Source organism: Streptomyces sp. NPDC026575, from assembly GCF_055567415.1.
This window is the reverse complement of sequence record NZ_JBVHQM010000015.1, coordinates 194,031-213,782: the sequence shown is the minus strand read 5'-3', so window position 1 is coordinate 213,782 and position 19,752 is coordinate 194,031. Positions and strand designations below refer to the sequence as shown.

Here is a 19,752-nt window from a genome sequence, read left to right as displayed (position 1 = left end):
GCCACGGGGGAGATGGTCTTGCCACGGTGCGTGACGAGGCTTACGGTCACCTCCACACGCGTAGATCCCTCCCGCGTGGGCTGCAGGCAGACGCATCGACAAAGGAGCAGCTCATGGCCGATGTTGTGCGTGCCGCACTGGTTCAGGCGACCTGGACCGGCGACACCGAATCGATGATCGCGAAGCATGAGGAGTACGCCAGAGCGGCGGCCGCGCAGGGCGCGCAGGTGATCGGGTTCCAGGAGGTCTTCAACGCTCCGTACTTCTGCCAGGTACAGGACCCGGAGCACTACCGCTGGGCCGAGCCGGTGCCCGACGGCCCGACCGTGCGGCGGATGCAGGACCTCGCCCGTGAGACCGGCATGGTCATCGTCGTCCCGGTCTTCGAGATCGAGCAGGCCGGCTTCTACTACAACACCGCCGTCGTGATCGACGCCGACGGCACGGTCCTGGGCAAGTACCGCAAGCACCACATCCCGCAGGTCAAGGGCTTCTGGGAGAAGTACTACTTCAAGCCGGGCAACGCCGGCTGGCCGGTCTTCGACACCGCCGTCGGCAAGATCGGCGTCTATATCTGCTACGACCGCCATTTCCCGGAAGGCTGGCGGCAGTTGGGCCTCAACGGCGCCCAGCTGGTCTACAACCCCTCCGCCACCCACCGCGGGCTGTCGGCCTACCTGTGGAAGCTGGAGCAGCCCGCGGCCGCCGTCGCCAACGAGTACTTCATCGCGGCGATCAACCGGGTCGGCGTCGAGGAGTACGGCGACAACGACTTCTACGGCACCAGCTACTTCGTCGACCCGCGCGGCCGGTTCGTCGGCGAGGTCGCCAGCGACACCAAGGAGGAACTCCTCGTCCGCGACCTCGACTTCGGCCTGATCGACGAGGTCCGCCAGCAATGGGCGTTCTACCGCGACCGCCGTCCCGACGCCTACGACGGGCTGGTGCGGCCATGACCCGGACCCCTCAGGACACCGCGGACCTCTACGCCCGCCACCAGGCCGTGCTGCCCTCCTGGCTCAGCCTCTACTACGAGCGGCCCGTCGAACTCACCCACGGCGAGGGCCGGTACGTCTGGGACGCCGAGGGCAACCGCTACCTCGACTTCTTCGGCGGCATCCTCACCACCATGACGGCGCACGCGCTGCCCGAGGTCACCAAGGCCGTCAGCGAGCAGGCCGGCCGCATCATCCACACCTCGACGCTCTACCTCTCCCGCCCCATGGTCGAGCTGGCGGAGCGGATCGCCGCGGTCTCCGGCATCCCCGACGCCCGGGTCTTCTTCACCACCTCCGGTACGGAGGCCAACGACGCGGCCCTGCTGCTGGCCACCACGCACCGCCGCTCCAACCAGATCCTGGCCATGCGCAACAGCTACCACGGCCGTTCCTTCTCCACCGTCGGCATCACCGGCAACACCAGCTGGTCGCCGACCAGCCTCTCTCCGCTCCAGACGCTCTACGTGCACGGCGGGGTGCGCAGCCGCGGCCCGTACGCGGAGCTCGGCGACGCCGACTACATCGCGGCCTGCGTCGCCGACCTGGAGGACATGCTCCAGCAGACCGCGGGCGGCGTCGCCGCGCTGATCGCCGAGCCGATCCAGGGCGTCGGCGGCTTCACCCTGCCGCCCGACGGCCTCTACGCCGCCTTCCGCGAGGTGCTGGCACGGCACGGCATCCTGTGGATCAGCGACGAGGTGCAGACCGGCTGGGGCCGCACCGGCGAGCACTTCTGGGGCTGGCAGGCGCACGCCGCGAGCGGGCCGCCGGACCTGCTCACCTTCGCCAAGGGCATCGGCAACGGCATGTCCATCGGCGGAGTGGTGGCCCGCGCCGAGGTCATGAACTCGCTCACCGCGAACTCCATCTCCACCTTCGGCGGCAGCCCCGTCACCATGGCCGCCGGCCTCGCCAACCTCAACTACCTGCTCGAACACGACCTCCAGGGCAACGCCCGGCGGGTCGGCGGACTGCTCATCGAGCGGCTGCGGGCGGTCACCGCCGGTCTCGACGCCGTACGCGAGGTGCGCGGCCGCGGCCTGATGATCGGCGTCGAACTGGTCCGCCCCGGCACCGACGAACGCTCACCGGAGGCCGCCTCGCTGGTCGTCGAGGCCGCCCGCGAGCGCGGACTGCTGATCGGCAAGGGCGGCCAGGGCGGGGCCTCGCTGCGGATCGCGCCCCCGATGACGCTGACCGTCGCGGAGGCGGAGGAGGGCGCCGAGCTGCTGGGGGAGGCGCTGCGGGCGGCGCAGGAAACGCTCGCCGGGGCGTAGCCGGCGGCCGGGATGCGCGGGCGGGGCGGTCGCCGCCGCTCCGCCTGACCGGTGTGCGCCCAGGGCGAGGGGCACTTCGTGGCGGAAGGCCGAGGTGGGGGGTGGCATCGAAGCGGATATGCGGATATGCGGATGTGGATGCAGACGCTGGGGCTGCTGGGGCTGCCGCGGATGATGCGGCTGCGAAGGATGCAGACGAGGTCCTCAGCCGTGCGTCGCGGCCTCGCGCACCGTGTCGGCGACCAGCGTGAAGAACCGGGTGTGCGCCCGGCGGCTGCACGGAGCCTCCGGATTCCACGGCAGCAGCCGCGCCCCGGCCTCGATCGCCCGCCAGTGCTCGTCGGCCCGCAGCTCCTCGGGCCGGGCGGCGTTCGCCCGTACGTCCATGAGCACGATGTCCGGGGCCAGCTCCGCGGCCTCCGCCCAGCCGACCGTGGACCAGTTCACGCCGGCGCCCGCCGCCGGCTCCAGCAGGCCGACGCCGTGCTCGGCCAGCGCCCGCAGATCCGGCCAGGAGCTGGGCCGGGCCAGGTGCACCCGCTCCGGCCCCGCGGGCGACAGCGCCAGCACCCGGGGCCGTACCGCGCCCCGGGTCGCCTGCCGCAGCGCGTCCTCGGCGGCATCCAACTCCCTTGCCGCGCCGAGCGGTTCGCCCCGGCCCAGCGAGCCGGCCAGCGCCGCGAACCGCTCGCGCACCTCGGCCAGGCTCCGGCCCGGACCGACCGCGACCGTGGCGAGGGGGACATGCGCCTCCAGCTCCAGTGCGGTCTTCTGCTCCAGCCCGTAGACCTGCTCACCGTCGTAGGTCACCGCCACCACGAGGTCCGGCTCCGCCTCCAGCAGGGAGTCGGGGTGCAGTGCGGCACCCGAGCCGAGGTAGGGGATCTCCGACAGCGGCAGCTCGCCGCTCTTGGCGGGGTCGGGGGCGGCGCCGTCGTGCTGGGACCCGAAGAGTCCCACCGGGCGTATGCCGTGGTCCCACATCGTCGCCCCCGCCTGTATGTACGCGACGATCCGTAGCGGCCGGCTCCCGGCCACCACCAGGCGCCCCCGGTCGTCGGAGAACTCCCACGGCGTGTTCCGCTCCATGGCCTGCTGCCTTTCTGTATCGTTCCCGGGTCGTCCTGTCGTTCGTCCTGATGAAGTGGCGCCCGCGAGGATTGCCCGCCGGCGTCGGCGGATATCTGCCCATCCCGCCACCCCCGCACCCCTCGGGTGCGGCCCGCGCGTTGAACCGGCCGACTGATCGTCGGCGCAACACGAACGTCCTCGCCGATCTCCGGTCACGGTATTGCCACGGTGGGTGACATGCTTCTACGGTGTCTCCTTCTCGACCGGAATCTACGGGTGTAGACCAGCTGTGACGTGGTGTCAGGTAGGGAGCTGAGATGGTGAGCCGTACGGTCGTACAGGGCGGACTGGTGATCACCGCCGCCGACGAGATGCACGCCGATGTCCTGGTGGAGGACGGCCGGGTCGCCGCGCTGGCCGCCCATGGCAGTCCGTCAGCGGACGGCTGGCGGCAGTCCGCCGACCGCGTCATCGACGCCACCGGCAAGTACGTCATCCCGGGCGGCGTCGACGCCCACACCCATCTGGACTTCCCCTTCGGCGGGACGGCCTCCTCCGACACCTTCGAGACCGGCTCCCGCGCGGCCGCCTGGGGCGGCACCACCACCCTGATCGACTTCGCGGTGCAGTCCCGCGGGATGTCGCTGCGCGCCGGCCTGGACACCTGGCACGCCAAGTCCGACGCCCAGTGCGCCATCGACTACGCGTTCCACATGATCCTGTCGGACGTCAACGAGCACACCCTCAAGGAGATGGACCTCCTGGTGGCGGAGGGCGTCACCTCCTTCAAGCTGTTCACCGCCTACCCCGGGGTCTTCTACAGCGACGACGGACAGATCCTGCGCGCGATGCAACGCTCCGCCGGCAACGGCGGGTTGGTGATGATGCACGCCGAGAACGGCCTGGCCATCGACGTCCTGGTCGAACAGGCGCTGGCCGAGGGCCGGACCGATCCGCGCTACCACGGCGAGGTCCGCCATGTGCTGCTGGAGGCGGAGGCGACCCACCGCACCATCCAGCTGGCCCGGGTCGCCGGCGCCCCGCTCTACGTCGTCCACGTCTCCGCCGAAGAGGCCGTCGCCGAGATCGCCCAGGCCCGCGACAAGGGCCTCAACGTCTTCGGCGAGACCTGTCCGCAGTATCTGTTCCTGTCCACCGACAACCTCGCCGAGCCGGACTTCGAGGGCGCCAAGTACGTCTGCTCCACACCGCTGCGGCCCCGCGAGCACCAGGCGGCGCTGTGGCGCGGGCTGCGCACCGACGACCTCCAGGTCGTCTCCACCGACCACTGCCCCTTCTGCTTCCGGGGGCAGAAGGAGCTGGGCCGCGGCGACTTCTCCAAGATCCCCAACGGGATGCCCGGCATCGAGAACCGGATGGACCTGCTGCACCAGGGCGTCGTGGAGGGCCGGATCAGCCGCCGGCGCTGGATCGATATCGCCTGCGCCGCCCCGGCCCGGATGTTCGGCCTGTACCCGAAGAAGGGCACCATCGCCCCCGGCGCCGACGCGGACCTCGTCGTCTACGACCCCACCGCCGAGCAGACCGTCTCCGCCGAGACCCACCACATGAACGTCGACTACTCGGCGTACGAGGGCAAACGGCTCACCGGGCAGGTCGAGACCGTGCTCTCGCGGGGCGAACTCGTCATCGACCGGCGGGAGTTCACCGGGCGTGCTGGGCACGGCCAGTACATCCCGCGTGGCACCTGCCAGTACCTCATTTAAGGAGCGCCGCCGTGGACTTCGGAGTTGTCCTGCAGGCCGACCCGCCCGCCTCCGCCGTCGTGGCCCTGATGCGCCGCGCCGAGCGCAACGGCTTCCGCTACGGCTGGACCTTCGACTCGGCCGTGCTGTGGCAGGAGCCGTTCGTCATCTACAGCCGGGTGCTGGAGCACACCGAGCGCCTGATCGTCGGCCCGATGGTCACCAACCCCTCCACCCGCACCCTTGAGGTCACCGCCTCCACCTTCGCCACCCTCAACGAGATGTACGGCAACCGCACGGTCTGCGGGATCGGCCGCGGCGACTCCGCGATGCGGGTGGCCGGCCGGCCGCCCAACACCCTCGCCCGGCTGGGCGAGGCCATCGGCGTCATCCGCGATCTGGCCGAGGGCCGGGAGGCGGAGGTCGGCGGCCACCGGATCAAGATCCCCTGGATCAAGGGCGGTCGGCTCCCGGTCTGGATGGCCGCCTACGGCCCCAAGGCGCTCGCCATGGCGGGTCGGCTGGCCGACGGCTTCATCCTCCAGCTCGCCGACCCCTTCCTCACCGAGTGGATGGTCAAAGCGGTACGGCAGGCCGCGGTGGACGCCGGACGCGACCCGGCCGCTATCACGATCTGCGTCGCGGCCCCTGCCTACGTGGGCGACGACCTCGTCCACGCCCGGGAGCAGTGCCGCTGGTTCGGCGGCATGGTCGGCAACCACGTCGCCGACCTCGTCGCCCGCTACGGCGAGCACTCCGGCATGGTCCCCGACGAGCTGACCGACTACATCAAGGCCCGCAAGGGCTACGACTACTCCCACCACGGCCGCGCGGACAACCCCGACACCGCCTTCGTCCCCGACGCCATCGTCGACCGCTTCTGCCTGCTGGGCCCCGCCACCGCCCACATCGACAAACTGCAGGCCCTCCGCGACCTCGGCGTCGACCAGTTCGCGGTCTACGCCATGCACGACGCCAGAGAATCCACCATCGACGCCTATGGAACAGACATCATTCCGGCGTTCGCTGATTGAACGGGCCGGGGCGGACCGTGCGCGCTCAGCCTCCGGCGGTCTCGTCGAGGGCGGGCAGGGGCTCGCCGACGGCGCGCGGCGTGCCCCTGAAGGGACACGCCGCTGAAGCAGTCGGTCGTCGCTCGCGGGGCTAGGCCAGGTCGAACGCCTTCGCGCCCGACAGCAGCGGGATCAGGGCGTAACGGCCGTCTCCCGGACCGCAGTTGGGTCGGCTGTCCGGGGTGGTGGAGATGTTCGTGCCCGCGAGGAAGCGTCCGTCGCTGCTCGGTACCACCGTCGAGAAGTGGTTGGCGGCCCCGTCCCAGTAGTACATGCACTGGTGCAGGTTCACGTAGCGCCCCGTGGTCAGGTCGAGGGTCTTGACTCCCGACAGGATGGGGACGAGTTGGTAGTTGCCGTCTCCCGGACCGCAGTTGGGTCGGCTGTCCGGGGTGGTGGAGATGTTCGTGCCCGCGAGGAAGCGTCCGTCGCTGCTCGGTACCACCGTCGAGAAGTGGTTGGTGGCCGAGGGCGAGTAGTACATGCACTGGTGCACGTTCAGGTAGCGTCCACCTCGCAGGTCGAGGGCCCTGACTCCCGACAGGATCGGGACGAGATGGTAGTTGCCGTCCCCGGCGCCGCAGGTCGGGCGGGTGTCCGGGGTGGTTGAGGCGTTGCTCCCCGCGAGGAAGCGTCCGTCGCTGCTCGGCACCACCGTGGTGAAGTGGTTGGTGGCCGCGGCCGAGTAGTACATGCACTGGTGCAGGTTGAGATACCTGGCGGCGACTCGGCCGGGGCCCTGGGCGTGGGCCGTGCCCGGTGCGAGCAGCAGGGCCGCGGTGCCTAAGGTGGCGGCGAGGGCAGCCAGCCACGCCTTGAAGGGACTTTTCTTACGCACGATGTTCCCCCTCTCCAGTGCTCCTTCCGCTGAGGAGCAGGGAAAGCAGAGCATGGGGCGGTGCGCATCGACTGACATCCCTCCTTTAATCCACCCAAAGGTGGGTAGTGACTGCGATCACTGGAGGCCGGTCGCCGCGCTAGTGGCTCGTCCACCAAGCGGTACCTGCGCTGGTGCCTGTGACTATCAGGGTGATCAGCCAGACCGGGACGCGTTGGATGGTCAAGTGAACGCCACCGCAGCGGAGTTCGAACCCCTCGCCGCCGAGGACGGTCAGGGGTTCCCGGCGGCCTTCGGTGCGGTGCCGACAGTGATGACGTTGCCCTCGCTGATGTAGCCGAGTGGGGCGTTGAGGGGGTTGGTCGCGTCGTCGGGGTCCAGGAAGGGCTGCCAGTCGCCGTCGTGGGCGGCGTCGGTGGCCTGTTGGGCGATGCGGGCGCAGGCGAGGCCGTAGAAGCGGCGGACGGCCGGGTCCATGGGGGCGTAGTGCTCCATCACGATGGTGCGCTGTCGCACCGCTTGTAGTCCCGCCTCGGTCAGCCATCGGTAGAGGTCGCGCGCCCGGAGGAGTTGGCGGGCGTATCCGGGGGCGCGCGCGGCCGTGCGGAAGAAGTCGGTGAAGAGGAAGGGGTCGGCCCCGGGGCGTGCGGTGATCAGGCTTGCGTCGAGGTCCTTGACGGCGACGACCCCGCCCGGGCGGACGACTCGGCGGAACTCCCGCAGGGCGCGGAGCAGTTCGCCGTCGTTCAGGTACTGGGTGGTGTTCGCGCACCAGACGGCGTCGAACGTGGCGTCCTCGTAGGGGAGGTCGAGGACGTCGCCCTGGCGGACGTCGGCCGGGGGGCCGGCCCCGCGCTCGCGCATCCGGGCGGCGGCTCGGGAGGCGTTCTCCTCGGCCAGGTCGATGGCCGACAGCCGGCCGGTGGGGCCGACGCGCTCGGCCAGCAGGGGGAGGAAGGAGCCGCTGCCGCAGCCCGCGTCCAGTACGTGCCAGCCCGCTTCGACGCCCGCCTCGTCCAGGGCCTGGCGGTAGTAGGGAGCGCAGGCCGCGAAGTGTGCCTCGACGATGTCGTTGCGGGTGAAACCCAGGCCGGTGGAGGAGGTGTAGCCCCAGGACTCGTGGTCGTCGCTCAGCATGCGTCCGCTCCGTTCCGCTCCGCCGCGCCGACGGTGTCGAGCAGCTCCACGAGGGCGTCCGTGGTGCGCTGCGGTGCCTCCACCGGAGGTAGATGGCCGACTCGGGGGACGGTGACGAGCCGTCCGTGCGGCAGAGTCGAGGCCAGGTGGCGTGCCTCGCCGAGGGAGACCAGCTCGTCCTCCTCGCCGGCGACGACCAGGGCGGGTACGTCGATCGTCCGCAGGTCGTCCATGGCGCCCGGACGGGCCGCGATGGCGCGCTGCGCCCAGGCGACGGCCTCCGGGGCGGCGGCCGCGGCCAGCGACACCACCCGTGCGACCGTGTCCGGCGATACGGAGCGGGTGGTGGCCCCGAGGAGCATCGGCGTGGTGCGGGCGACGAGGCGGTCCCGCTGGGAGTCGTCGAGGATCAGCTCGGCGAAGCCCCTCCGCTGGGCGGCGCCCTCCGGGCTGTCCGCGGTGCCCCTGGTGGACAGCAGGCCCAGGCCGAGGACCCGGGCGCGGTGGCGGCGAAGGAAGGCCATCGCCACATAGCCGCCCATGGAGGCGCCGACCACGACGGCGCGGGACATCCCCCGCTGGTCCATCCGGTGGGCGAGGTCGTCGGCCACCAGGTCGAGCGAGGGCGGGTCCGTACCCAGGGGCGTGCCGCCGAAGCCCCGCTGGTCGTAGGTGAGTACGGGGTGCCCGCGTGCGCGGAGCCGGCGCGCCTGGGCGTCCCACATCGAGGAGTCGAGGGGGAGGGCGTGCAGGAGGACGACGGGGGGCCTGTTCGTGGGGGTCATGGTTGGCTGCTCCGTTCGGCGTCGGTGATGAACTGCCGGATGGGGGAGGGGAGTTGGGCGTCGCGGCGCCAGGCCAGGGACACCGGGGCCGGGGGCAGGTCGTGGAGCGGGACGGTGCGGATGTGCGGGGGAAGGACGTCCTTGAGCGAGTGGAACGACAGGTGCACGGCGGTCGAGTGGGCGAGGAGGTCCACCATCTCCGCCACGGTGGTCATGGGGTGGACGCGGCGGACCGGGTGGCCGCCGGGGGTGCGGGGCGGTACGACCTGGTCCCAGACGTACGGGGGGAAGTCGCCCGGGCAGCTGAAGGTGTCGTAGTCGGCGGCCTCCTCCACCGACACGGTCGCGCGGGTCGCCAGGGGGTGGTGCGCGCCGAGGATCAGGGCCCGGTCGTCGAAGAGCACGGGCCTGCTGAAGGCGAGGTCCGGTTCGTGCAGCGGGTACTTGACGATCAGGAGGTCCATCTCGCCGGCGCGCAGCGGGCCGAACGGGTCGGCCACCTCGTAGGGGACGAACTCCACGTTCCGCCGGTCGTGGCCCGCCGCGGCGATCAGTTCGGCGGCCAGCCGCGGTGAGCCGTGCACGCCGAGGCGGATGGGGTGGAGGGGGTGGGCGGCGTGGTGGGTGGGGGCGGTGGTGGTGCTAGGGGGAGGGGGCATGGCGGGTCTCCTCGGTCAGGCCGGCGTGAGCCTGGAGCTCGTCCGGACGATGGGTGTCGGTGTCGATCCGCAGGGCCGCGAACGGCTCGCCCACGCCGGTCAGCCGCGGTACCGCCCGTACGGTCAGCCGGTCTCCGCCGGCGATCAGGCCGTCCATGACCGCCTCGGCGAGCAGATGGTTGAGCTGGACGAGCACCGTGGCGACGGTGGCCTTGGCGGTGGCCACGTACACATCGCGGTGGAGCGGCGCCCGGCCGTCCGGGGCGGCGGTGGGGACAGCGACGGTCGTCGGTCGCCAGGAGGTCAGCGGCTGGGGGCCGTCGAAGGTCTTGAGCAACCGGCGGAGGGTGGCCGTGGCCGCGTCCGGGGCGGGGCGGGTCCAGGCGACCGCGCCGTCGTCGCCGATGTGGCCGAAGGGGAAGCGTTGTCGGAGGTTGTCCGGGCGGCCGGACAGGTAGACGGTGCGGGTGAACGAGCGCCGCCAGGCGGCGATCTCGTCCGCCGTCAGGCCGAGCGCGAAGCGGCAGGTCTCCCGCACCCAGCTCCGCAGGTCGAAGCGGCTGACGACGGAGACGACCAGGGCGTCGCCGGCACCGTCCGGCCCGCCCAGGGCGGCGATCCGGCCCTTCGCCGCGCGCAGCGCCCGCGGGCTGGACAGGTCCAGGCGTCCGGAGAGCTCGGGCCGGGCCGTGCGCAGGCGCTGTGCGGCATTGTCGAGGAGGAGTTCGGGGGAGAGGGTCATAGGTACACCGTGGAGAGGAGTGCGCGGTCCGGGGCGGGGCGTCTCCTGCCGAGCAGGGACGAGGTCAGCCGGTAGGGGTCGACATAGGTGTGGTCGCGGCGGTGGCGGGCCAGGGCGGCCGGCACGTCGGGCGGGCCGTCGCTCCGCTCGGCCGCCTCCGACCGGTCGAGCAGCCGCTCGGCACGCAGCAGGCACTGCCGCAGGAGGTCGTGGCGGAACGACTGCGCCTGCCCCGGGCCCAGGGTCGCGATGAAGTACAGCCGCAGGCCCAGGCGCCGTACCGCGGGGGCGTGGTCGTCGCCCATCGCGCGCAGCAGCGCCGGCACCGTGTAGGCGTGCCAGCCGCCGTGCCGGGCCGAGGCGATCTTTCCGTCGAGGGGGACCCGGCCGACCGGCACCCGGTGGACGGTCCGGCCCGGGCCGGTGAGCACCCGTTGCAACAGCTGGTAGTCGGGGTCGAGTTCGCGGTCGTAGAGCAGGACGACCTCGTCGTACCGGGGGACCAGCGGCAGCAGCTCGCGCAGTGCGCAGGCCAGGTAGTTGGGGCGTCCGTCGGGGGAGACGATCTGGCGCAGCGGCAGGCCGAACCGGGTGGCGTCGAGGTAGACGGGGCCGCCGCAGTCCCGCTGGTCCAGCCCCGTGCCCTCCGAGACCAGCCGGCCGATCATCTCGTCGAGTCCGAGGCCGGGCGGCTGGTGCCGCTCCAGCCCCGGGTCGTGCAGTCCGAGCCGGGCGTAGTGGCCGGCCCACAGGCGCAGGATGCGCGCACTGGCGGGGTGCACCCAGCCGCCGTTCTCCACGGCCTCCTCATAGGGGCGCAGGTCCTCGGCGGAGGGGCGGTGGTCCTCGGCCCGGTAGCGGACGTAGAGCTGCCCGATCTCCTCCTCGGCGAGCGTCGAGTAGTCGGTGTCGCCGCCCGTGCGGTCCAGGAACTCCCAGAAGCCCAGGGTCTGTTCGGTGGGGTGGTAGGTGGTGTGGCTGTAGCGGTAGGTCACCTCGGCCAGCTGCGCGGTGGCCCGGTACATCACATCGGTCCACAGCAGCCCCTTGAGGTGGCTGGGGGTCAGCGGTTTGGCGGGGGTGACGGTGACCGGCGCCAGGAGCACGGTCGGACGGCGGGTCACCGCTGTGCTCCTCGGCCGGTGGCCAGGGCGTCCAGCAGTTCCTCCCGGGTCGGCGGCAGCGGTCCGGCCGGTCCGTCGAGGGGGCGGGCCCGGCGCACCCGTGCCCGGAAGGCGGGGTCGTCGAAGACCTCGGCGGGGGTGGCGAGGGTCATCAGCATGCGGGTGAGCCCGCGCCACACGGTGGGGTCGGAGGCGGCCGCGGCCGCGATCGACGCCATGGAGGGTCGGCCGGCAGCGTCCGCGGTGCCCTGTCGGGGCGGTGGTGTTCCGTCGGCCGCCGCCCGCCACAGCCCGATACGCGCCAGGCCGTCCTGGGCCGCCTGTGCGTACCAGGGGCCGAACAGCTCCTCGACGAGGTGCGCGGCCCGCTCGCTCTGTGCCGCGCCGACGGCCGGCTGGGCGTCCAGCAGGTCCGCCAGGGCGAAGGCATGGGCGAAGGCGAGGGAGACGCCGCGTCCGTAGAGCGGGTCGGTGACACAGGCGGCGTCCCCGACGGGGAACAGCCCGGCCACCGGCCGCTGCCGGGCGGTGGCGGTGCCGCGCAGGATGTTCGGTGCGAAGGTGTGGGCGCGCACCGGAGTGATCGGCACGGCGACGCCGTCGGCCAACCAGGGCCCCAGGTACGGGGACAGCCGGGCGGCGGCGGTGAAGGCGTCGGGTGTGGGCAGCCCCCGCGTCGCCGGGTCCCCGGTGAGCAGTCCCAGCGAGACGGCGAACACCGCGCCGTCGGCGGGGTGCAGTACGGCGGCGTAGTGGCTGTGGATGCCGCCGGCCGCGTTGCCCCGGTTGAGCGGTCCGGGGCGCCCGGAGCCGGTCAGCCGGTAGAAGCGGGTGACGACGCGTACCGCCGTCGGGCTGGTGCGGTCCTCGGCCAGGGGGACGCCGGCCGCGTCGAGCCAGGACCGGGACGCGGCCTTGCGGCCGGAGGCGTCGACGACCACCCGGGCGGGCAGGTGCGCTCCCCGGTCGGTGACCACACCGGCGACGGCGCACCCGGAGGGAGCCAGGAGCAGACCGCGGACCGCGGTTCCGTAGACGATCTCGATGCCGGGGGTGTCGCGCACCGCGCGGTGCAGTACCAGTTCCAGTACGGGGCGGCGCATGGCGAGCGCGACCAGCCGATCGTCGGCCGGTTCCCGGACGCGCCCCGGTGCCGTGCGGGGCGCGGCGGCGGTGACATCGAGCGTATGGCCGCCCTCCTCCCGTAGGGCGTCGAGCAGGCCCGGCAGGCGCTCGGCCAGCACCCGCATGCCGAGGGAGGTCAGGACGTGGGAGTGGGCGCTCTGCGGCACGGTGGGCCGCTGCCAGGTCTCGGCGGCCTTGCCGGCCGGTCCTTCCGGCGGCGGGCCGGACCGCTCCAGGATCCGTACGCGGTAGCCGCGCTCGCGCAGTGCCAGTGCGGTGGCGAGGCCGGCGATACCGGCCCCCGCTATGAGCACGGCGTCCGTGGTCACCGCCGCCGCCCGTGGACGAAGAACACCCGGCGGACGTCCTCGACGTCCCGTTCGGGCACCGGGTCCGGCCATCGGCCGAAGTCCGCCTCCGGCTCTCCCGGTTGTACCGCGCGGACCTCGTACCCGTAGCGGTCGAAGAGCGCCTCGGGCTCGTCGCTGCCGAAGAGCCAGGGGCAGCCCCACCCCGCGAAGACGTTCAGCAGCCCCTGCATATGGGGCAGGGTCAGGGCCGCCGCGTTGACGATGTCGGCGGCGATGCGGCTGCCGGGTGCGGTGACGGCGGCGACCCGCTCCAGCATGCGGTGGGTGTCCGGCTCGGGGATGTAGTAGAGCAGCCCCTCCAGCAGCCAGGTGGACGGCCGGGCCGGGTCGTAGCCGGCCGCGACGAGGCGGCTCTCCCAGTCCTCGGCGGTGAGGTCCACGGCGACGGTGCGGTGGTCGACCCGCGGCGCGACGCCCCGGAGCCGTTCCTCCTTGAACGCCAGCACGGCCGGCCGGTCGACCTCGAAGTAGCGCAGGTGGTCGGGCCACGGCAGTCGGTAGGCCCGGGAGTCCATACCGGCCGGGGCCAGCACGATCTGGGTCATCTCCGGTTCCCGCGCGGCCGTTTGGAGGAAGTCGTCGAAGAAGCGGGTGCGGATCGCGTTGTAGTCGGGGGTGCTGGGAAGGCTGCGCGGCCGGTCGGGCGGGAAGGTCGCGGCACGGACCTCGGCGAGCAGTGCGTCGCCCGCCTCGCCCACGAGCCGGGCGGCGTAGGGGTCCTCGTAGAGCCGGTCCGGGCGGCGGGTCTCCGCGGCGCGCAGGGCCGCGGTGAGCAGAGCGGTGCGCTCGACGGCGTTCAGCAGGTCGGTCATGCCGGTTCTTCCCCGTCCGTCGTGGTGTGGGTCAGGCGCTGCCAGAGGGCGTCGTCCTGCCGGAACATCCGGTCCTTGACCTGGGTCGGGCGGATGCCGCCGGCGACGGCCGTGTGCCAGTCGCGGTGGAAGGCGTCGCGGTCGAGGTGGCGCAGCACGGGGGCGTCGAGCCGGCCGCCGGCCCGCGCCCGCCCGTAGTCCGCGGACTCCGCGGTGAGGCCCTGGTCGAGCAGGGCGGCGAAGCGCGCGTCCTCCGCCGCGCTCCAGGGTGTGGTGGCGGCCAGCGCGAAGGTGTAGCGCACCGCCGCCCCCGTCGAGGGTTCCACCCGGCAGGCGACATTGCGCAGTCGCAGGCCGGTGGCCCCCAGCGCGCGGTGCAGCGCACGGACGACCTGGGCGTCGCGCAGCCGCTCCCCGGCCGCGTCGGAGCGGGTGTTGCGGCCGGCGTACTCCAGACGCGGCACCCCGCCCACCCGGTCGACCACGCGCACCACGTCACCGCCCGCGTAGCGGTACAGACCTCCGACGTGGCTGAAGACCACGTGGTAGTCGCGGCCCGCTTCGAGTTCGTGCGGCAGCAGGGTCTCGGTGCCGGGCAGCAGGTCGTCGTCGGCGGGCACGAACTCGTAGACCGACGCGGACACCACCAGGCTCCCCGCCGAGCCGTGCCGGTCCAGTGCCACGCCCGTCGGCCCCTCCGACGCGGCCACCGGCGCCGGCAGCGCGGTGACGCCGGCCCCGAACTCCTCCCGCAGCGCGGGCATGTAGAGCGACGCCACACCGGTCGTCCAGCAGAACAGCGCGCGCAGCCGCGGCCACACCTGGGCCGGTCGCACCACGCCGAAGTAGTCCGCCAGCCGCTCCAGTTCGCGGGCGCGCTCCGGATCGGGAGCCCGGTGCGGCACCCCGCCCAGGGTGCCGTCGCGCACCTCCCGCACGATCCGGGGCCACCACAGGTTCAGCTGGTACGGGACGGCGGCGATCATCGCCGGGTTGATGCCGATCAGGCAGCGCAGATCGCTCTGCACCGCGAGCCGGAGCCGCAGATACGCCTTCTGGAGATGGTCGTCGGGAGCGACGTCGACCGGCAGGGTCGCCCAGGGCGCCCCGGTGCCGGGTTCGGCCGAGAGCGGTTCGCCGAACATCTCGCCGAAGTCCACCTGGCTGGCGCCCACATGCGGCCGCCCGTCCGCCGTGGTGGGCGGCGCCGCCAGCGGGTCGTGCTTGAGGTTGAGCACGGCGTCCGGGCGGCTCAGCACCTCCGGGAAGTGCTCCAGGAGCGGTGCCCAGGCCGCGTAGTAGAACGGGAAGAAGGTCGTGCGCATGAAGCGCCGGGTGACCGGGATCTTCTTGTGCGCTCCGGTGCTGCCGCTGCTGGTGAAGTACACGACGGGCGGGTCCGCCGACAGCACATCGGTCTCGCCCGCCGCCATGCGGTCGATGTACGGGGCGTGCGCGGAGTAGTCCTGGAGGGGAACGGCCCTGCGGAACTCGTCGATCGTCCGTATGCCGGCGAATCCGTGGCGCTTGCCGAACTCGGTGCCGGCGTTGAAGTCCAACAGGTCGGCAAGGACCCGCTGCTGCTCCTGCCGCATGGCGGCGAACGACGCCGACAGGCGGTCGCGTTCCTGGAACACCCGCGCCCGGTACCGTTCGGTGTGGCCCGGGGTGCCCCATGATCCGGCCGCGCTCACCGGGACAGCACCTCCAGCACCTGCTGCGCGGTCCCCGCCACGCTGTCCTGCTCGTCGAGCATCTCCACGGGCAACTGCCGCACCTCTTCCAGCATCAGTTTCCGAAGCTGCTTCTGATAGCTCTCGAAGCCGTCCCACTCGGGGCGCTTCCCGAAGTACTCCAGGGGGTTGAGCCGCGCCCCGTTCGCGCTGCGCCGCCATGCGGACTCCGGCGCGACATCGAGGTAGAGCACTCCGCGCGGCTGCGGGAAGGACCGCCACCACGAGAACAGCGGACCGGCCCGCACGCCGGCCAGCCGGCACTTCGCCAGGATCTTGTAGTAGTAGGAGTCCATCAGGAGCGGGGTGCCGGGGTCCTGGGCCGTCATCTGGTCCCTGAGATGCACCACGGCGGTCTGCAGCAGACTGGCCAGGAAGTCCGCCGAGTACGCTCCGCCCAGTCCGGGCAGCACGTCCTCGACCACATTGCGGCGCAACTGGGTGATCAGCGCATGCCTCTCGGCGGTGAGTTCCCTGTCCGTGGACAGCGTCCGCCACTCCGGCTGCCGCCGCGCGACCTCGGCCAGGACCGACGACTTCCCGGCCCCGTCCGGCCCCAGCAGGACGAAGAACTGGCGATCCGTCATGACGGCCTCCGCTCCGCCAGAGCCCTGAGGCGGGCGCGGTCGACCTTGCCGTTGCCGTTGAGCGGCAGTTCCGGCAGCCGCACACAGCGGCGCGGGACCTTGAACGGCTCGATCTGCTCCCGCATCCGCTCCAGCACCTCCTCCTTGGTCAGGTCGGTGACGGCGGCGAGTACGGAGGGGCGGCCGTCCTCCGGTGGCAGTACGGCGGCGGCGGTGACCTCCGGGATGCGCAGGGCGGCGGCCTCCACCTCGGTGCAGCTGACCCGGAACCCCCGCTCCTTGTACAGGTCGTCGCGGCGGCCGGAGAAGTAGAGGTAGCCGTCCGCGTCGAGGTGCCCGTAGTCGCCGGTGCGCAGTTCGGGGAAGAGCCCCTCGCGCCGCCAGAAGCGCTGGGCGGTCAGTTCCGGGCGGCGCCAGTAGCCGGCCATGACGTGCGGGCCGCGGACGGCGATCTGCCCGATCTCGCCCGGCGGGAGTTCGACGCCCTCGTCGTCGAGGATGACGATCTCCGTGCCGCGCAGCGCCCGGCCGCAGGAGCCGGGCCGTTTCAGATCGCCGTCCGGCTCCATGATCGCTGCGCGTTTGCACTCGGTCAGCCCGTACATGACCTGGATGCGCAGTGCGGGCAGGTGCGCGCGCAGATCGGCCATGGTGCGGGCGGGCAGCGCCGCGCCGGTGTTCGTCAGCAGCCGCAGCCTGGGCAGCGGCGACCCCGGGGCCCGTTTGGCGAGCCAGGCGAGGGTGCCGGAGACCGAGGGCACGCCCGCCAGCACCGTGGCGCCGCTGCGCTGGAGGCCGCGCAGCAGCGGCGGGCCGGCCTCGGCGGTGGTCGCCAGCCGCAGCGCCGCGCCGCTGAGGGCGGCCAGGAAGAGCTGGTAGAGCCCGTAGTCGAAGGACAGCGGCAGTGGGCAGTAGACGATGTCGTCGGAGCGCAGGTGCAGTTCGGCCTGGATGGCCCGCATCGCGAACAGCATCTGCTGGTGCGTGCCGACCACGGCCTTCGGCAGCGAGGTGGTGCCGGACGTGTAGATCAGGCAGGCCGGGTCGGTGGTGAGGGTGCCCGGGTCCGGCAGGCCGTCGGGGGCGTCGCCGGACCGCAGCTCCGCCGCGCGCAGGCACGACACCCCGCGCTCGTGCGCCGTCTGCGCCGCCGCCTCGTCGTCGGTGACCAGGAGGGCAGCCTCGGCGTCGTCGAGGACGTGGATCAGCGGCGCGCCGCGGACGTCCTCGTGGAGCACGCTGAAGACCGCGCCCAGGCGGGAGGCGCCGTACACCGCGGCGGCCACCGCATGCCCGTCCGCGGCGGAGACCAGGACCCGCGAGCCCCGCCGCACGCCGTGGGCGCCAAGGACGCTGGCGGCCGAGGTGCTGGCCGCGGCGAGTTCCCGGTAGGTGAGGGTGGTCTCCTGCCAGACGACGGCGGGTGCGTCGGGGTGGTTCCGGGCGGCGGCGTCGAGGGTGTCGTGGAGGTGGACCGGCGCGGGGGTCCGTGCCGTCGTCATCGCTGCTCCTTCCGGGAGGACGCCGCACCCATCGGCACGACGGTGGTGGCGGTCGCCCGGCAGACGAGTTGGGGGGCCGCGAGCAACCGGGCGGCGCTGGGCCGGTCGGCGCCGCCGGCGGCGATCACCCGGTGCGCCTCCAGGGCGACGACGCGGCGCAGCCGGGTCCGCCGGACCAGGCGCGCGGTCGCCTCCAGGTAGTCGCCAGGGTGGACGGGGGCGGTGAAGCGGATGTCGGAGTACTCCGACAGCAGCCCCTCGTCGCCGTCCGTCCGCACGGTGATCTCGGTGAGCAGATCGCCGAACAGCTGCATGATCCGGGCGCCGTCGATCAGGCCGCCCCCGTAGTGGGCGTCGTGCTGGGCCATCCGCACCCGCAGGAACGCGGTGACGGGGGCCTCTTCGGCGGACGTCCCGGCCGGGGGGACCTCGGGTGTCGTGGACTGCGGTGACATGCCCTCTTCCTCGTACGGGTGGGGGACGGCCCGCGGGGGCGCGGGGGGCGGGGGAGGCGGGTGCTGGGTCGCCACGGCGGTGGCCACGACGAGTTCGTCCTTGTGGGCGATGGAGACCCTCATTTCCTGGAGGCGGAGCCGGTCGGCGACCCGCGCGGCCGCACCGGACAGCTGGGCCGAGGGCGCTCCGTCCGCGGAGCGCCGTACGGTGACGTGGTGGGGGCGCACTCCGGACCCGAAGCCGACGCCCAGCGCCTTGACCACCGCTTCCTTGGCCGCGAACCGGCCGGCGAGGAACTCCCGGGCCCGGGTGGGGCCGCAGACCGCCGCATGGTCGAGCTCCTCCGCGGCGAAGGCGTAGGCCCGGAACCAGGGGCGTCGCAGCAGCCGGTCGAGTTCCCCGATCCGCAGTACGTCGACGCCGGTCAGCACGGTGCCGCTCCGTCCCCGGCGGGGCCGTCCGGTCCGGTGCCGCGGCCCAGCACGGTGCACGACCAGGTGAATCCGCCCCCGCCGGTGAGGAGCAGCGCCACCTCCCCGGCGGCGAGGAGCGCCTCGCGCTGCACCACCGCGAGGTTGGCGAGGAGGTCGCCGCTGCCCAGGTGGCCGGTGCGGGCGCCCGGCCGGTGCACGGCGGCGTGCGGCAACTGCCGCTCCAGGACGGGCAGATAGGTGCGTTCCAGGGTCGCCGGGCCGAGCCGGGGGAGCAGCACATGCCGCACCCGGCGGTCGCCCGGCGCCAGGCCCGCCTGGGCGAGGGCGGAGGTGATCAGTCCGCCGATGGCGACCGGCGCCCGTTCGGCGAACCGGTCCATGCCGCCCGCCGCGGCGAACGCCTTCTTCGTACGCCGGACGTCGACCGGGCGGCTGTGCTCCAAGGGCGCCGGGCTGAACGGGTCGTCACCGCGGTACATGCTCTCCATGTCGGGGGCGGCGCGGACGGTCTGGGCCAGCAGCCGCAGACCGCGGCCGGAGCGGGTGAGCACCGCGGCCGTGGCGCCGTCCCCGTAGGCGACGTGCGAGTCGCTGGTCCAGCGGTCGAAGCCGGGCCGCTGGAAGCGGTCCGAGGTGGTCACCAGCGCGACCCCGGCCGACGGGTCGGCGCACAGGTGCAGGGCGGCCTCGTGCAGGGCCATGGCGCCGCCGTGGCACATCTGCGCGATGCCGACCGGTACCGCGTTGACCGCGCCGACCCCGTCGGCCACGTAGTGGGCCGGTGACCAGAAGTCGTGCCCCTGGTGGTAGGTCCAGCTGTGGAACAGCACATCGACGTCCGCGGGTGCCACCCCGGCCTGCCGCAGGGCGCGCCGGCCGGCCAGTACGGCCATCTCGGGGGCCGCGTGCTCGACGGCGACCGGCACCTCCACCACACCGGACTGCGCCGATTCCGCCGGAGTCAGCACGCCGTCGGACACCTGGGACGCGGCGGACTGCCGGGTGGGGGGCAGCCAGCAGACGGCCGCATCGATCGTCACGTTCTCGCCGAACCGCATGAGTGGGCTCCTCGTGCTCCGGTCGTTCCGCGGAGGGTGGCGTGGGCGCTTCTGACGGAACGCCGCGGCGTCCGCGGAGTTCCGTCAGAAGCGCCCCGGCCATTCGGGGATTCGCTGCGTCACTTACGTCACTACAGACCCGGCGGACCCATCGGTGGATACACCCCCGGCCGCACGTTCCGGTGCGCGTGGTGACTTCGGGCCCGCGGTTCGCCGTTTCTCCCGCGGCGGGATTCCGGATGTATCCGGGTGACCGCCCGGCGG

The 19,752-nt window shown here is 72.8% G+C and carries 18 protein-coding genes; 4 read left to right on the top strand and 14 right to left on the bottom strand.

Annotation, left to right across the window (positions count from 1 at the left end; all coding sequences use genetic code 11):
- Positions 1 to 113: 113 nt before the first annotated feature.
- Together ACZ4NB_RS22320 and ACZ4NB_RS22315 are read left to right on the top strand one after the other, a co-directional pair.
- Complete coding sequence (locus ACZ4NB_RS22320; protein ID WP_467664003.1) at positions 114 to 956, top strand: nitrilase-related carbon-nitrogen hydrolase; 843 nt, start codon at positions 114 to 116, stop codon at positions 954 to 956.
- Complete coding sequence (locus ACZ4NB_RS22315; protein WP_467664002.1) at positions 953 to 2,275, top strand: aspartate aminotransferase family protein; 1,323 nt, start codon at positions 953 to 955, stop codon at positions 2,273 to 2,275. Before ACZ4NB_RS22320 ends, ACZ4NB_RS22315 begins: the two co-directional genes overlap by 4 nt.
- 204 nt (positions 2,276 to 2,479) lie before the next feature.
- On the opposite strand, the gene ACZ4NB_RS22310 is transcribed toward ACZ4NB_RS22315, so the two are convergent.
- Positions 2,480 to 3,364, bottom strand: a complete 885-nt coding sequence (locus ACZ4NB_RS22310; protein WP_467664000.1) for an ABC transporter substrate-binding protein — start codon at positions 3,362 to 3,364, stop codon at positions 2,480 to 2,482.
- Positions 3,365 to 3,663: 299 nt separating this feature from the next.
- Here ACZ4NB_RS22310 and hydA point away from each other — a divergent pair, with 299 nt between their 5' ends.
- Complete coding sequence (gene hydA / locus ACZ4NB_RS22305; protein WP_467663998.1) at positions 3,664 to 5,073, top strand: dihydropyrimidinase; 1,410 nt, start codon at positions 3,664 to 3,666, stop codon at positions 5,071 to 5,073.
- A gap of 11 nt (positions 5,074 to 5,084) precedes the next feature.
- Positions 5,085 to 6,086 (top strand): TIGR03842 family LLM class F420-dependent oxidoreductase, encoded by a 1,002-nt coding sequence (locus ACZ4NB_RS22300; RefSeq protein WP_467663996.1) that lies wholly within the window; start codon positions 5,085 to 5,087, stop codon positions 6,084 to 6,086.
- A gap of 130 nt (positions 6,087 to 6,216) precedes the next feature.
- Here the strand turns inward: ACZ4NB_RS22300 and ACZ4NB_RS22295 are convergent, their stop codons facing one another.
- From ACZ4NB_RS22295 to ACZ4NB_RS22235, 13 genes are all read right to left on the bottom strand, one after another.
- The gene (locus tag ACZ4NB_RS22295) at positions 6,217 to 6,963 is read right to left on the bottom strand and encodes a hypothetical protein (protein WP_467663994.1); all 747 of its coding nucleotides are present in this window, start codon (positions 6,961 to 6,963) and stop codon (positions 6,217 to 6,219) included.
- Positions 6,964 to 7,236: 273 nt separating this feature from the next.
- The gene (locus ACZ4NB_RS22290) at positions 7,237 to 8,100 is read right to left on the bottom strand and encodes a class I SAM-dependent methyltransferase (RefSeq protein ID WP_467663992.1); all 864 of its coding nucleotides are present in this window, start codon (positions 8,098 to 8,100) and stop codon (positions 7,237 to 7,239) included.
- Positions 8,094 to 8,885 (bottom strand): alpha/beta fold hydrolase, encoded by a 792-nt coding sequence (locus ACZ4NB_RS22285; RefSeq protein ID WP_467663990.1) that lies wholly within the window; start codon positions 8,883 to 8,885, stop codon positions 8,094 to 8,096. Before ACZ4NB_RS22285 ends, ACZ4NB_RS22290 begins: the two co-directional genes overlap by 7 nt.
- Entirely contained in the window at positions 8,882 to 9,544 is a 663-nt protein-coding gene (locus tag ACZ4NB_RS22280) for a LysR substrate-binding domain-containing protein (RefSeq protein ID WP_467663988.1), read from the bottom strand. Before ACZ4NB_RS22280 ends, ACZ4NB_RS22285 begins: the two co-directional genes overlap by 4 nt.
- Positions 9,528 to 10,286 (bottom strand): DUF6182 family protein, encoded by a 759-nt coding sequence (locus ACZ4NB_RS22275; RefSeq protein WP_467663986.1) that lies wholly within the window; start codon positions 10,284 to 10,286, stop codon positions 9,528 to 9,530. Before ACZ4NB_RS22275 ends, ACZ4NB_RS22280 begins: the two co-directional genes overlap by 17 nt.
- Positions 10,283 to 11,410: a hypothetical protein gene (locus ACZ4NB_RS22270; protein ID WP_467663984.1), complete on the bottom strand. Its 1,128-nt coding sequence runs from the start codon at positions 11,408 to 11,410 to the stop codon at positions 10,283 to 10,285. Before ACZ4NB_RS22270 ends, ACZ4NB_RS22275 begins: the two co-directional genes overlap by 4 nt.
- Positions 11,407 to 12,864 (bottom strand): FAD-dependent oxidoreductase, encoded by a 1,458-nt coding sequence (locus ACZ4NB_RS22265; RefSeq protein ID WP_467663982.1) that lies wholly within the window; start codon positions 12,862 to 12,864, stop codon positions 11,407 to 11,409. The genes ACZ4NB_RS22270 and ACZ4NB_RS22265 overlap by 4 nt, the downstream gene beginning before the upstream one ends.
- The gene (locus ACZ4NB_RS22260; protein ID WP_467663980.1) at positions 12,861 to 13,718 is read right to left on the bottom strand and encodes an SAM-dependent methyltransferase; all 858 of its coding nucleotides are present in this window, start codon (positions 13,716 to 13,718) and stop codon (positions 12,861 to 12,863) included. Before ACZ4NB_RS22260 ends, ACZ4NB_RS22265 begins: the two co-directional genes overlap by 4 nt.
- The gene (locus ACZ4NB_RS22255; RefSeq protein ID WP_467663978.1) at positions 13,715 to 15,412 is read right to left on the bottom strand and encodes a GH3 family acyl-acid amido synthetase; all 1,698 of its coding nucleotides are present in this window, start codon (positions 15,410 to 15,412) and stop codon (positions 13,715 to 13,717) included. The genes ACZ4NB_RS22260 and ACZ4NB_RS22255 overlap by 4 nt, the downstream gene beginning before the upstream one ends.
- Positions 15,409 to 16,038: a hypothetical protein gene (locus tag ACZ4NB_RS22250; protein WP_467663977.1), complete on the bottom strand. Its 630-nt coding sequence runs from the start codon at positions 16,036 to 16,038 to the stop codon at positions 15,409 to 15,411. The genes ACZ4NB_RS22255 and ACZ4NB_RS22250 overlap by 4 nt, the downstream gene beginning before the upstream one ends.
- Positions 16,035 to 17,540, bottom strand: coding sequence for a class I adenylate-forming enzyme family protein (locus ACZ4NB_RS22245; protein WP_467663975.1), 1,506 nt, complete (start codon positions 17,538 to 17,540; stop codon positions 16,035 to 16,037). The genes ACZ4NB_RS22250 and ACZ4NB_RS22245 overlap by 4 nt, the downstream gene beginning before the upstream one ends.
- A complete protein-coding gene (locus ACZ4NB_RS22240; RefSeq protein WP_467663973.1) occupies positions 17,537 to 18,427 on the bottom strand; it encodes a holo-ACP synthase in 891 nt (296 codons plus the stop codon). The genes ACZ4NB_RS22245 and ACZ4NB_RS22240 overlap by 4 nt, the downstream gene beginning before the upstream one ends.
- Complete coding sequence (locus ACZ4NB_RS22235; protein WP_467663972.1) at positions 18,421 to 19,488, bottom strand: ketoacyl-ACP synthase III family protein; 1,068 nt, start codon at positions 19,486 to 19,488, stop codon at positions 18,421 to 18,423. Before ACZ4NB_RS22235 ends, ACZ4NB_RS22240 begins: the two co-directional genes overlap by 7 nt.
- Positions 19,489 to 19,752 lie beyond the last annotated feature (264 nt).

Bases quoted from the DNA above. Each gene is read 5' to 3' on its own strand.
- ACZ4NB_RS22320 (WP_467664003.1), top strand. From the start codon at position 114: ATGGCCGATGTTGTGCGTGCCGCACTGGTTCAGGCGACCTGGACCGGC.
- ACZ4NB_RS22315 (WP_467664002.1), top strand. From the start codon at position 953: ATGACCCGGACCCCTCAGGACACCGCGGACCTCTACGCCCGCCACCAG.
- ACZ4NB_RS22310 (WP_467664000.1), bottom strand. From the start codon at position 3,364: ATGGAGCGGAACACGCCGTGGGAGTTCTCCGACGACCGGGGGCGCCTG.
- hydA (WP_467663998.1), top strand. From the start codon at position 3,664: ATGGTGAGCCGTACGGTCGTACAGGGCGGACTGGTGATCACCGCCGCC.
- ACZ4NB_RS22290 (WP_467663992.1), bottom strand. From the start codon at position 8,100: ATGCTGAGCGACGACCACGAGTCCTGGGGCTACACCTCCTCCACCGGC.
- ACZ4NB_RS22285 (WP_467663990.1), bottom strand. From the start codon at position 8,885: ATGACCCCCACGAACAGGCCCCCCGTCGTCCTCCTGCACGCCCTCCCC.
- ACZ4NB_RS22280 (WP_467663988.1), bottom strand. From the start codon at position 9,544: ATGCCCCCTCCCCCTAGCACCACCACCGCCCCCACCCACCACGCCGCC.
- ACZ4NB_RS22275 (WP_467663986.1), bottom strand. From the start codon at position 10,286: ATGACCCTCTCCCCCGAACTCCTCCTCGACAATGCCGCACAGCGCCTG.
- ACZ4NB_RS22260 (WP_467663980.1), bottom strand. From the start codon at position 13,718: ATGACCGACCTGCTGAACGCCGTCGAGCGCACCGCTCTGCTCACCGCG.
- ACZ4NB_RS22250 (WP_467663977.1), bottom strand. From the start codon at position 16,038: ATGACGGATCGCCAGTTCTTCGTCCTGCTGGGGCCGGACGGGGCCGGG.
- ACZ4NB_RS22245 (WP_467663975.1), bottom strand. From the start codon at position 17,540: ATGACGACGGCACGGACCCCCGCGCCGGTCCACCTCCACGACACCCTC.
- ACZ4NB_RS22235 (WP_467663972.1), bottom strand. From the start codon at position 19,488: ATGCGGTTCGGCGAGAACGTGACGATCGATGCGGCCGTCTGCTGGCTG.